The 12,346-nt window shown below is 71.1% G+C and carries 12 protein-coding genes; 5 read left to right on the top strand and 7 right to left on the bottom strand.

The features are described from left to right. The first annotated feature begins 8 nt into the window (after window positions 1–8). The gene (locus FNH08_RS30310) at window positions 9–2,099 is read left to right on the top strand and encodes a tetratricopeptide repeat protein (protein ID WP_407704480.1); all 2,091 of its coding nucleotides are present in this window, start codon (window positions 9–11) and stop codon (window positions 2,097–2,099) included. On the opposite strand, the gene FNH08_RS30315 is transcribed toward FNH08_RS30310, so the two are convergent. From FNH08_RS30315 to FNH08_RS30335, 5 genes are all read right to left on the bottom strand, one after another. Continuing rightward, window positions 2,047–2,316, bottom strand: a complete 270-nt coding sequence (locus FNH08_RS30315) for a hypothetical protein (RefSeq protein WP_152774725.1) — start codon at window positions 2,314–2,316, stop codon at window positions 2,047–2,049. The genes FNH08_RS30310 and FNH08_RS30315 overlap by 53 nt on opposite strands. Beyond that, complete coding sequence (locus FNH08_RS30320) at window positions 2,313–3,575, bottom strand: hypothetical protein (protein WP_152774726.1); 1,263 nt, start codon at window positions 3,573–3,575, stop codon at window positions 2,313–2,315. The genes FNH08_RS30315 and FNH08_RS30320 overlap by 4 nt, the downstream gene beginning before the upstream one ends. Before the next feature lie 152 nt (window positions 3,576–3,727). After that, window positions 3,728–4,561 carry an SAM-dependent methyltransferase gene (locus FNH08_RS30325; RefSeq protein ID WP_152774727.1) on the bottom strand — a complete coding sequence of 278 codons (834 nt, stop codon included), beginning with the start codon at window positions 4,559–4,561 and terminating at the stop codon, window positions 3,728–3,730. 46 nt (window positions 4,562–4,607) lie between these two features. Continuing rightward, the gene (locus FNH08_RS30330; protein ID WP_152774728.1) at window positions 4,608–4,871 is read right to left on the bottom strand and encodes a DUF397 domain-containing protein; all 264 of its coding nucleotides are present in this window, start codon (window positions 4,869–4,871) and stop codon (window positions 4,608–4,610) included. Next, entirely contained in the window at window positions 4,871–5,746 is an 876-nt protein-coding gene (locus FNH08_RS30335; protein ID WP_322725768.1) for a helix-turn-helix domain-containing protein, read from the bottom strand. Before FNH08_RS30335 ends, FNH08_RS30330 begins: the two co-directional genes overlap by 1 nt. A gap of 575 nt (window positions 5,747–6,321) precedes the next feature. Here FNH08_RS30335 and FNH08_RS30340 point away from each other — a divergent pair. From FNH08_RS30340 to FNH08_RS30350, 3 genes are all read left to right on the top strand, one after another. After that, window positions 6,322–7,053, top strand: coding sequence for an ATP-binding protein (locus FNH08_RS30340; protein ID WP_322725769.1), 732 nt, complete (start codon window positions 6,322–6,324; stop codon window positions 7,051–7,053). After that, a complete protein-coding gene (locus FNH08_RS30345) occupies window positions 7,031–7,483 on the top strand; it encodes a hypothetical protein (protein WP_152774729.1) in 453 nt (150 codons plus the stop codon). The genes FNH08_RS30340 and FNH08_RS30345 overlap by 23 nt, the downstream gene beginning before the upstream one ends. Window positions 7,484–7,603: 120 nt before the next feature. Next, the gene (locus FNH08_RS30350) at window positions 7,604–8,497 is read left to right on the top strand and encodes an adenosine kinase (RefSeq protein ID WP_322725773.1); all 894 of its coding nucleotides are present in this window, start codon (window positions 7,604–7,606) and stop codon (window positions 8,495–8,497) included. Between the two features lie 36 nt (window positions 8,498–8,533). On the opposite strand, the gene FNH08_RS30355 is transcribed toward FNH08_RS30350, so the two are convergent. Continuing rightward, complete coding sequence (locus FNH08_RS30355; protein ID WP_152774730.1) at window positions 8,534–9,127, bottom strand: GTP-binding protein; 594 nt, start codon at window positions 9,125–9,127, stop codon at window positions 8,534–8,536. A gap of 51 nt (window positions 9,128–9,178) precedes the next feature. Next, window positions 9,179–9,607, bottom strand: a complete 429-nt coding sequence (locus tag FNH08_RS30360; protein ID WP_152774731.1) for a roadblock/LC7 domain-containing protein — start codon at window positions 9,605–9,607, stop codon at window positions 9,179–9,181. 1,484 nt (window positions 9,608–11,091) lie between these two features. Between FNH08_RS30360 and FNH08_RS30365 the strand changes: the two genes are divergently transcribed. Continuing rightward, on the top strand, window positions 11,092–12,327 hold the full coding sequence (locus FNH08_RS30365) for an acyl-CoA dehydrogenase family protein (protein WP_322725772.1): 1,236 nt from the start codon (window positions 11,092–11,094) through the stop codon (window positions 12,325–12,327). Window positions 12,328–12,346 lie beyond the last annotated feature (19 nt).

Raw genomic sequence — 12,346 nt, forward strand, 5'->3', positions numbered from 1 at the left:
ACCCGGTTCTGGACCCCTCGGCCACCCCCGCCCCGGCGGTACCGCGCCAACTTCCCCCTGTTCCCGGCCACTTCATCAACCGGCGACACGAACTGGTGGAGCTGGACCGCCTGACGGGCGCCTCCCAGCACGGCCCTGTGATCGCCGTCATCAGCGGGCCGGCGGGCGTCGGCAAGACCACGTTGGCCCGGCGCTGGCTCCTGGGCCGGGCGGAGTCCTTCCCGGACGGGCAGCTGTACGCCGATCTGCGCGGCCACTTCGCCGACGGTCCGGCACGGCCCGGCGAGTTACTCGCGGAACTGCTGCGCTCCTTCGGCCACCGGCACATCCCCGCCGAGCTGAACGAACAGGCGGCGCTGTGGCGTTCGGTCACCGCGGACGCGAAGCGCATCGCCCTCCTCCTCGACAACGCGCTCAGCGCGGCGCAGGTACGCCCGCTCCTCCCCGGCTCGGCGGCGGCCCTCACGGTCGTCACCAGCCGGAACCGCATGACCGGACTGGGTCTGGAGGGAGCGGTGTTCCTGCCGCTGGACGTGCTGGGCACCCGGGACGCCGTGGAACTGCTCAGCCGACGGGTGGGCGCCGACCGGGTGCGCAGGGAGCCGGAGGCGGCACTCGCCATGGCACGGGCCTGTGCCGGACTGCCGCTGGCCGTGTGCGTGGCGGGAGCGCGGGCGGCGGCTCGGCCACGCCAACCGCTGGCGGTGCTGGCACGGGCGCTGAGCACCGCGGGAGAGGGCCCCCTGGACGCGCTGCGCGTGGGGGGCGACTCCGCCGTACGGGCCGCGCTGCACGAGTCGTACCGCCTCCTGGAACCTCGTCTCGCCGTCGCCTACCGGCGGTTGAGCCTGCTCCCGGTGCCCGTCTTCACGCCTCCCGTCGCCGCGGCCGTGTGCGGGGTCGGTCCGGCCGCGGTGGACCGGCTGCTCGACGAACTGGTCGAGGCACACCTCCTGGAGGATCTCGGCCCCGACCCGGACACCGCACTCGCCCGCTACCGCTTCCACGACCTGCTGCGCGCCCACGCCCGCGAGCTCGCCGCCGAGGAGGAGTCCGCTGAGGACCTCGATCGGGCCGTGCGCCGTGTCGTCGACTTCCACCTGTCCGCCGCCACGGCCGCCGAGGCCCTGCTGACCCCCAGCCATCGCACCCTGCGCCGCGACTACGCCACCGAGCCCATACCGCCCCCGTTCCACGACGCCCCGGGCGCGCTGCGCTGGCTGGACGCGGAACGCGCGCATCTCATGGCCGTGCTGCGCACAGCGGCGGAACGCCAGTGGCACGCGGCCGTCTGGCAGCTGGCCGACGCGCTCTGGCCGGTGTGCCTGCGGCTGCGCCCGTACGACCTGTGGATCGAGGCCCATGAAACGGGCCTCGCCGCGGCTCGCCTTGACGGGGACCGGGACGGAATCAGCCGCATGCTCACCTCCGGCGGCACCGGCCTGCGCAACGTGGGCCGCTACGACGAGGCGGCCTCCTGGTTCCGCCAGGCACTGGATGCCGCCCGGGAGGACATCGCGCGACTGGTCCCGCACGAGGGGAGGGTGCCGAAGGAGCTGACCGCCGCCCGCCGGGCCGAGGCACAGGCTCTGCACGGTCTCGGGCAGACACACCGGCTCGCCGGCCGGCTCGACGAGGCGCGGGCGTATTTCCACCAGGCCCTGACCCGACGTGAGGAGATCGGCTATCGGCGTGGCGCCGCACTCACCCGTCTCTCGCTCGGCGACACGGCCCTGGCAGCCGGACGGCCGGACGAGGCTGTGCCCCATCTCGTCCGCGCCCGTGCCGACCTGCTCGCCGAGGACGACCCGTACGACGCCGCCCGCGCCCTGGCGTTCCTCGGCCGCGCCCACGCGCTCCGCGACGGCACGCTCCATACGACCGCCGACGGCCGGCTCCGTCAGGCGCTGGCCGAGTTCGAGCGGGCCGGTTCCGTCCACTGGCAGGGCCGTGTGCTGGAGATGCTTGGCGAGGGAGCCGAGGAGCGCGGCGACCTGGAGCGGGCCAGGGACTTCTACGAGCAGTCCCTGGCCCGATACCGACCGGTCAGCGAACAGGACCGGCGCCGTCTGTCGCAGCGGCTGCGGCACCTGCCGTGAGCCCGCCGCGCACCCGGACCACACAGCCGCCGTCCACCCGCGGTACCAGCGCCAGCACGCAGCCGGGATACCTTCGCAGCACGAGCCCGGCCAGCAGCCATGCCTCGGCGGGTGGACAGGGGAGGGTGCAGTAGAGAACGTCGGCGCACTCCCGCCAATTCTCGCCCTCAGCACCGTCCAGGGTGGCGATCACCCAGTCGGCCGTGAAGCCCGTCACCGGCTCATGCTCACGCCGTCACGCCGCGTGCCCCACAGCCGTTCCGGGAGGGGCAGGGGTGGCAACGACGGCGGGTACGCCGGTTCACCGACCCCGAGTAGGCGGTACATCAGCCGCCGGGTGTTCCGCCCGAACCGCCCGGGCTCCGAGGAGAGCCGGTGAGCGATCCGCCCGTACGCCTCGGCCGGGCGGGACGACCGGGCGTAGGCGAGCTGTTCCGTCAGCGCGTGGGCGGGCGACAACACCGGTGCGACACGGGCCAGTTCGGCTCCCGGCGATGCGGGGTTCACGTCCGCGGCCGGGAAGCCGGCCAGGAGGATGGCCGCGCGGGTGAGCGTCGCGTAGAGCGTCACCGAACCGTGGTCACCGATCACCCAGTCTGCGGCGATGACCAGGGAACGCCAGTCCGTCTCTGGCGGCACGACGGCGATCCCCCGGCGCCGGGCGGCCGACAGCCAGGCCCGCACCTGCCAGTCGCCGTGCCCCGACCAGACGTTGGGGTGCACCAGCACGGCGACCCGGTACCGCTCGGAGGGCAGTTCCGTCAGCAGACGCGGCAGGAGCGCGTCCAGCCGGTGGAAGGAGGATCCGGAGCCCCATGTGGAGGAGACCACCAGCAGCCGCTGACCGGGACGCAGCCCCAGCGCCGCCCGGCACCTGCCGCGCAGGGGCAGAAACGCCTTGATGCGGTCGTAGGTCGCGTCGCCGACCACCTCGGCGACGGGCAGCGCCTCCGGGCAGTGCCGGCGGAGCGTGGCGAGGTCCTCCCGGTGCGCGAGCGCCAGCGCCGCGGGCACCACCCGCCCGTCCCGCACCAGGTACCGGCTGCCCAGTCCGCCGACGGAGCGGGGTTCGCCCGGGTCCCGGTCGTCGGCGAGCCGTGACAGCTTCACATGCCCGGCACCGTGCGGCAGCCGCAGCAGCGGGCCGCGCAGCGCCTCCACCCCCTGCGAACCGGCGGCCAGCACCAGGTCGAACCGGCGCCGCAGTGCCTCCTTCCATGGCAGGACACCGCCCTGCGCCGCGGGCAGAGAGCGTGCCGCACCCGCGTTGAACGCGTGCGGAGCGATCGTGAAGTCGACCTGGACCCGCAGGTCGGACTCCAGCAGCGGCAGCACGTCCCGCAGCCGCTGCCCGTACACCTCCGTGTGGACGACAACCAGGACCCGCTTGCAGTCCGGCATCGTCAGCCACTGCGAGGCACCGGCCGCGTTCCTCGATGCGGCGGGCGCCGGTGCGGGGCCGACGTCGTACTTCATGAGACACCCCCGTGTCGTATGACCGTCGTGTGACGTATGCACGACACCGGGCTGCCCGGGCACCGGGACGGAAGACTTGCCGCGGCCTTGCGGAAACCTTGCAACGGCCGCGCCCGTCCCGGTGCCCGCACCAGGGCAGGGGCAGGGGCGAGTTACGGCTTCCGAGCCACCGCCCCGTACATAGCGATGTCCTCGTCCCGTATCCCCTGCTCGCCCGTCCCGTCCGGGTGCCACTTGTGGACCTGGACGATCCCCGGCTCGGCCAACTCCAGCCCCTCGAAGAACTCGTGGGCCTCGTCGATCGTGCGCAGCCGCATCGGCATGTTGCGGGCGGCGTACTCGCGGGCGACCCGGCCCACCTCCTCAGGCGCGAACTCGGCGGTGCCGATGGTCATCGCGAGGTAGCTGCCGGAGGGCAGCGGCTCCAGGAGGCGGCGGACGATACCGACCGCGTCGTCCTCGTCCAGGACGAAGTGGACGATCGCGATCACGGTCAGCGCGACCGGCTTGCCCAGGTCGAGGGTCTCCTGGAACTCGGGGGAGTTCAGGACGGCCTCGGGGTCCTGGAAGTCGGCCTCGATGTACGCCGTCTTCCCCTCGGGCGTGCTGGACAGCAGGCCCTGGGAGAGGGTGAGGACGATCGGGTCGTTGTCCACGTAGACGACCCGCGACTCGGGCGCCACCGACTGGGCTATCTCGTGGAGGTTGGGCGAGGTGGGGATGCCCGTGCCGATGTCGAGGAACTGGCGCATGCCCGCCTCCTCGGCGAGCCAGCGCACGGCGCGGTTCATCCAGTCACGGTTGGCGCGCATGTGGATCGGCAGGGCGGGCCACTCCGCCGCCATGGCGTCGCCCGCCTCCTTGTCGGCGGGGTAGTAGTCCTTGCCGCCGAGGATGTAGTCGTAGATGCGGGCCGAGTGGGCGTTCTCGGTGTCGATCCGGTCGGCCGGCCATCCGTTGTTGTCGGGCAAAGCCGTCCCTCCCATTCAAAGTCGCGGTTCTTCAGTGAACGCTCGATAAAAACAAGGGGGTTCAGAGGAGGAAGTCGGCGTCACCCGCCTTCACACCGGTCAGGAAGCTGATCATCTCGTGCGGGGTGAAGACCAGGGCGGGGCCGTCGGGGTCGGTGGACTGGCGGAGGGCGACGCGGCCGTCGGAGAGCTTCTTCGCCTCGACGCAGGCGCCGCCCACGTCGTCGCTCCAGGGCTTGGACCAGCCCTGTGTACCGAGGTCCCGGGACGGCATTCCGTTGCGTATGGAGTCGTGTGAGCCGCGGTGGTATGTGTGGTGGTGCATTAGAGCTCCTTGCGTAGGGCACCGAGGAGGGCCTCGGTCTTTCTGGCGGGCGCCGACTGGGCGCCCAACCGGTCCAGGGCCTCGCGGTAGACCACGACGTCGTCCGACTTGTCGAGGTACACAGCGCCGACCAGGCCGCTGAGGTAGACGATGTCGGGCAGTTCGGGCGCCCTGAACCGGAAGAGATGGAACGCGCCGGCCCGCATGGCGGGGTGCGGGCCGTTGTCGAACGGCATGATCTGCAGGGTCACGTTCGGTAGCCGGTTGACCTCGATCAGATGGTCCACCTGCTCCCGCATCACCTCGGAGCCCCCGACCGGCCAGCGCAGGACCGTTTCGTCCATGACGATCCACACGCGGGGCGGACTGGGGCGGGTGAGGAGTTCCTGGCGCCGCATGCGCAGCGCCACCCGGCGTTCGGTGTCCTCGGAGGCGGCGTGCGGGTTGCCGGCGCTCAGCAGGGCACGGGCGTACGCCTCGGTCTGCAGCAGCCCGTGCACGAACTCCGCCTCGTACGCGCGGATGTGGAGGGCCGCCTGCTCCAGGCTCAGGTACGCGGCGAACCAGTCCGGCAGGACGTCGCGGTACGTGTGCCACCAGCCGCGCTTGTTGGCCTCACGGACCGACTTCAGGAAGGTGTCGATCTCCTGCTGGTCCTTCACGCCGTACACCTGGAGCAGCTTCTCGACGTCAGGGAGCCGGAGCCGGGCGACCTTGGCGGCCTCCAACCGGCGGATCGTGGAGTGGCTGACGCCGATCGCCTCGCCCGCCTGCTCGAAGGTCAGACCGGCCCGGGTGCGCAGTTCCTCCAGCTGTCTGCCGAGGATCATCCGCAGCACGGAGGGGGCACCGCCCCAGTCGGTCTCCGCGGTCACACCGTCACCCCCTCACGCTTTCACGCCGGGCTTCTCGGTCGCAGTCTGTCACGATCATCAGTCGACCGGTGCGAAGCATGCACCCAACAAAATGCAATTTTCAACTTGGTGGTTGCGAGCCGTTGTTGGCAGGTGCCACAGTGGTCATACCGTCCACGACCGGTGAACGAAGGGTCCGAGCAGCCCCGTTGGGGGAGATGGAGCTGTTGCACGGCCTCCTTCACGGCGAGTCTCCGCACGTCATGGGAGAACTCGCGGTGTTGCCCGACCGGTTCGGGACGGTGCGGCACGGACACCGTCCGTGGTGCGGCACCGGCACCGAGTCAGGTGCGTAGGCAGACGAAAGGCGAACGGCGATGGCTCCGCCCTCCCTCCCCCAGCCTTTGGGCCGATTGCCAGGCCAACCCCCGTCGTGGAGCGACGACCCGTCAGGGGACGGCGAACACTCACGGAACGACGAACAGCCAGGGGACGACGACCGGGCGCGTGCCCGGTCGCCCGAGCACGCCAGTCCCGGAGCGCCCGAAAGCCCCCGCAGATCCGAGGTGTTCGGCCTGGCCGCGACGCCCGCGTCGGTGGGGCAAGCCCGGCAGAACGTGCGCGAGGTACTGGACGCGTGGGGCGCGGCCGGTGAGCTGTGCGACGACGCCGTGCTGGTGGTCTCCGAACTCGTCACCAACGCGCTCACCCACACGGGGAGCGACCGCGTCGTGTGCCGACTGGGCTTCGGCGGCGGGCGGCTGCGTATCGAGGTCGAGGACCAGAACCGGGGCTGCTCGCTCCCGGAGCGACGACAGCCGGACGCCGACGACCAGAACGGGCGCGGGCTCCTGCTGGTCGGCGCGCTCTCCAGCGACTGGGGGGTCGGCGCGGGCTCCCACGGGTCGGGGAGTGTCGTCTGGGCCGAACTGGTCTGGCAGTCCGCCGAGTCGGCCCCGGGAGCCGTCGGATCCCCGCCCCGGGAGGCCGACTCGCCCACGCCGAAGGCCGAACGCCCGGGTCGCACCGCCGAGTCGGCGGCGAGCACGACCGTGTCCACGGAACGGAAGCCCGGTGCCCGTATCCCCGGAGCCGGGCTCCTGGGCTGGGAGGCCGCGTCGGCGTTACGAGAGCCCGAGCCGCTGTCGGGCACGGTGGTCCCGATGCCGGGCGCTGCCACGGCGTCCCCGGACGGCAGCGGGGCTCCGCCGGCGGCGCTGACCGTCCCGACGGTCCGCAGACCGACGGTCACGACCTCCCACGTCACCCGGCCCGTCTCCCGCTCGGCCGAAGGGCACCTGCCTCATGGAACTCCGGCACATCCCTGACTCGCAGGCACGCACACCCTCCGTACCGCGTCCGCGTGACCGCCGGCCCGCGCGACTTGCCCTGCCGGTGGGGCTGTCCGCGGCCCTGGGGTACGACGCGGTGGGGACCTCCCGGGAACACGGCGAGCGGATCATGCGGTGTCTGCCCCGGGTGGGGTGCGTCTTCGCCGACGACGAGCGCTGGTGGTGGATCGTCCCCTCCGGCTCCCACATCGGCGTCACCTGGCCGGCCGGCACCCGCTACGCCGTCGGTGCCCGCGTGGCCGAGCCGTCGTGGACACGCACCCGGCCGAACCCCCGGCCCGGCGGCCCGCGCCTGATCCACGGCCCCGACGGAGACTCGCCCTACACGCCGCCGATCCCGCTGTACTTCCTCATCTGTCGCCTCGTCGGCAGCCCGCCGCTCTGGTCGCTGGGGTCCGCGAACTGACCGTCGCCGCCGTACTCTTGGGCCGTGAGCGAGCAGCACTGCGGGGGAGCGGGGATCGTGGGCGACAGCGCGGCGGAGGCGTACGGCACGGACGACGGCGCCCAGGGGAGTGCGGACGGTATCGACGTCCTGGTCCTCGGCGGATCCGGCGTCGACACGATCGTGTACGTGCCCGAACTGCCGCTCCCGTTCGCCGACACCCACATGGTGCCCGCGATCGAGACCCGGGCGGGCCAGACCGGCGACTTCCTGGCGGTCGGCCTGCACGCGCTGGGCCTCAGGACGCACCACCTCGACATGATCGGCGACGATCACGAGGGCGACCTGGTCCGCGCACTGCACCGCGACCGGGGGGTCCCGCTCACCGAGGTCCCCCTGCCCAGCGGCACCAGGCGCGCGGTGAACCTGGTCGGCCCGGACGGGCGGCGGCTCTCGCTCTACGACAGCACCCGCACCCGGGACGCGGACCGGCTGCCCAAGGACGCCGTCCGGGCCCTCGCCGGGGCCGCCCGCCACGTCCACGTGTCCATCTCGCATCCCTGCGCCCACACCCTGCCGCTGCTCGGTGAGGCGGACGTGACGATCTCGACCGACCTGCACGACTGGGACGGCGTCAACCCGTACCACGAGCCCTTCGCCCTCGCGGCCGACCTCGTCTTCGTGTCGGTCGCCGCGCTGCGGGACCCGGAGCGGACCATGCGGGGCATCGCCGAGCGCGGTCGTGCCCGGGTGGTGGTCGCCACGGCCGGCGCCGACGGTGCCTACCAGCTCGTCGACGGCGAGCTCACCCACATCCCCGCCGTCACGCCGGACGCCCGCGTCGTCGACTCCAACGGCGCCGGTGACGCCTTCGCCGCGGGCTATCTCTTCGGCCACCTCCTGGGTGAGTCCCCGCGGCGGTGCGGTCTGTACGGCGCCATCGCCGGTGCCCACGCCTGCACCGTGCCGGCCACCCTGCACGACCCCATCAGGCGGGACGACCTCCTCGCCAGGGCGGCCAAGGCGGCTCCCTGACGATTCGGTGGCCGCCCGCCTCAGTGGCCGATCGCTTCAGTGGCCGATCGCCGCGTGGTGGGCCACCGCCCGCTCCTGCGCCGCCTCCAGGACCGCCATGAGCACCATCGTGCTGGAGCGGCTGTCGCGTACGTCGCAGAGGACGACCGGGGTGGAGGGATCCAGGTCGAGGGCTTGGCGGACCTGCTCGACGGAGGCCTCACGGCGGCCGTCGAAGCAGTTGACGCCCACGGCGAAGGGGATCTCGCGCGCCTCGAAGAAGTCGATCGAGGCGAAGCACGCCTCCAGACGGCGCGTGTCCGCCAGGACCACGGCCCCCAGCGCACCCGCGGACAGGTCGTCCCACATGAACCAGAAGCGGTCCTGGCCGGGGGTGCCGAACAGATAGAGCACCAGCTCGGGGGAGATGGTGATCCGCCCGAAGTCCATGGCGACCGTGGTGGAGATCTTCTTCTCCACACCGGCAAGGTCGTCCACGCCGACGCTCGCCGTGGTGATCCGCTCCTCGGTCTCCAGCGGCGCCACCTCGCTCACCGCGCCCACCATGGTGGTCTTCCCCACCCCGAATCCGCCCGCGATGAGGATCTTCAACGCGGTCGGCATGACCGGCTCGGAGCTGACGGAGGTCATCCATCACCCTTTCGATTGTTTCCGCGCCCGCTCATCGCGAGCCCCGACGGTTCACGCGTCCTGCACGTAACCGAACGAGGTCTCCTCGCGAGGCGCCGCGGACAGATGCTTGCCGACCTGCTTGACCAGGGTTCCCATCTCGAAGGCCATCACCCCGACGTCCACCTCCTCGGAGGCGATGGCGGCGAGCCGCGCGCCCTGGCCCGCGGCGGTGACGAACAGGAACGCCCGCTCCATCTGGATGACCGTCTGCTGGACATCTCCGCCGTGGAAGTGGCGCGCCACGCCCCGGGCGAGGCTGTGCATGCCCGAGCCGACCGCGGAGAGGTGCTCGGCGTCGCCTCGGCGGATGTCCTTCGACTTGCCGATGAGGAGGCCGTCCCCGGACAGCACGACGGCGCACCGGATCTCCGGTATCCGTTCCACCAGCCCGTCCAGGAGCCAGTCCAGTTCGGGACCGCGTTGTACCTGCTCAGTCATTCGGGAATGTTCCTCACGGTCGGTCGGCGCCGGGGGTGCGCCGGTCGGTGGGCGCGTCGGGGGTGCGTCAGGATGCGGGGGTGCCCGGTGCGCCGGTCAGCGGACGCCGGGGCCGCACGGTGGCGGAGGGACTCCGCGGCCGTCGTCGGGAAAGGGTGCGCACGCGTCCTGGCGGCCGCGCTGATCCCGGTGTGCCGCCACGCCGTTCAGTTGCCGGGCGAGGCTGGTTCCCGAGGGCCGTTGCGGCAGGACCGGGGGAGTGGTCAGCGGACCTGACGGGTCGAGGAGGCGGGAGGCGGACCGATGACGTGTCCGCCAGTCGCGGGTGCCTGGCATCTGATTCCTCGTACGGCAGCGAAACACTGGTGATGGTTGGGGCAGTGGTACGAAGTGCCCGAGATCCCCCGCGCGCCGTCTTTACAGAGCCTTGGTACATGTCGGCGGCCGGGTGAACCGTACCAGGCCGACGGCTCGCCGTCAGCAGTCGCCCGACTACAACTGGCAAGGAGCTGAGAGCAGTTGACGAGCCGGATACGGTGAGCGCGTCGAGGCTCCCCTGCCGCCGTCGAGCAGCGCACCGACCGTGGCACCACCGAAGATTTCATTTGTGGAGGTGTTCCGCTGATCCTGCGTGTGGTCGTGGAGACTTTGTGGTGCACGGACCCGCAGGGCCGGGCCCGGAACGGATGATCGTCCGGCGGAAAAATTCCTGTTGGGAGCCCCTGTCGCACCGTCGGTCGACCGGGGTGTCGCTCCGTCGAGATGTGTGCCTACGGCTCGGAAGGGGCTGCCCCGCGCAGCCGAAATGTGGAGGGCGCGGGTCCGGTTGTGGATCTTGCCCAGACGTCGGCGAACCGGCCCGTGTCGTCGTGCGGCAGGCCGCTGACCTGGGATCTCTCGTAACACCCGGGCTGTTGGCCTTCCGTCGCGCCTAGGGTGACCGCTGGTCGGCCCTGTGGTGCCGTCCGTCATGGCGGTGCGTCAAGTCGCGAAAACCGGCGTGCAGTTCGGCGCCGGGATGGCCGAATCGAACCCCTGTACGCACCTTGACGGGTGTGCAGGTCAAGACCTCTGTCGTGCCCCGTGGCTGACGCACGTTATCTTGGCCGAAAATCAGTGTTCTGCCGGTTCAAACATCAACGAGGGGTGTGAGCGTGAGTTCCCGTCAGCGCTCCCCCCTCCTTGCTGGCGAATCAGGGGGCGCATGCCTGGTGGTCAAGCCGGTCGCGGATCCCGGCCAACCCTCCAGGACCGGTCGAACTCGGTCTGAAAGGTATCGCAATGTGGACAACCGATCTCCCGTATCTCACATTCTCGCGTCGGTTTCAACAGCTTGGGTTTCGGCCAAACCACCTAAACGATCTTGGCGCAGGGGGTCGATTTGTAGACCATATTGGCGTCGGCCAGCATCAGCCAGAAGCCACTGCCCGACGTACAGCCTCCGCGCCGCTCTGGGCGCGGTGAAGCGCCGAGAAGGGCTTGTCGTGGAACACGTCTTCACCACCCAGGACCACGAGGATCTACGACAGCGCGTACGCGATTTCGCAGAGCGCGATGTGCGACCTCTCATACCGGAGATGGAAGCCTCCCGCACCGCGACGGTCGAACTGTCCCGGTTGATCGCCCGACAGGGCTGGATCGGTGCCACGATCGACCCGTCGTACGGCGGTATGGGTGCGGGTCACCTTGCCAAGACCATCATCATCGAGGAGCTCTCCCGGGTCAGCGGCGCGATGGGCGCCATGGTCCAGGCCTCCCAGTTGGGCGTCGCCAAGATCATTCACTTTGGCAACGAGGCCCAGAAGAGGCGGTGGTTGCCCCCGATAGCCGACGGGGCGGTCCTGCCGACGATCGCCGTCACCGAGCCGGTGTCGGGCGGATTCGTGACCGACATGGAGAGCACCGCCGTCCGGGACGGCGACGACTACATACTGAACGGGCGCAAGGTCTTCGTCGGCAACAGCCACGTCGGGGACCTGCACGGCGTCGTCGTGCGCACCGGCGCCGGCTCGGGCGGTCTGACCGCGTTCCTCGTCGAATCGGTCAGGCCCGGCTTCTCCCTCGCACCGCAGGTGCCCTCCATGGGGCTGCACGGCTTCAGTTTCGGGGAGCTCGTCTTCGACAACTGCCGGGTGCCGGCGGCGAATCGTCTCGGCAAGGAGGGGCAGGGCCTGGCCGTCGCCTACTCCTCGTCGGTGCTCTACGGCCGGCCCAACCTCACCGCGGTCTCCCTGGGGATCCACCAGGCCGTCTTCGACGAAACGACCCGGTACTGCCAGGAAGTGTTCCGGCGCAGCAAACCTCTCGGGCAACTACCCAACATCAAGATGAAGTTGGGCAGGATGCTGCAGAGGCTGACGCTGGCCCGGCAGAGTGCCTACCTGGCCGCGCACCTGCTGGACCAGGGGAGGCCGTGCGACGCCGAGCTCATGACCGCCAAGCTCTTCAACGTCGAGTCCTCCATCGAGTCGGCCCAGGACGCCATGGAGATCCACGCCGCGGCCGGACTGTTCACCGACAGGCCCGTCGAGCGGTTCCTCCGTGACGCCCTCCACATCTACGCGCCCGCCGGCACGTCCGACATCCAGTGCCTGAGGCTGGGCGAGTTCGCCCTGGGCGAGAACCGGGGACAGTGGTCCCAGCGCCTCGCCGACCTGGTGCGCCACCCGCGCTCCGTGCCCCTGCGGACGCGGCCGGAGGCCGTGGGGGAACTGGTCTAGGGGAGGCCGGGAACTGGTC

The organism is Streptomyces spongiae (assembly GCF_009377185.1).
GTDB classification, from domain to species: Bacteria; Actinomycetota; Actinomycetes; order Streptomycetales; family Streptomycetaceae; genus Streptomyces; species Streptomyces spongiae.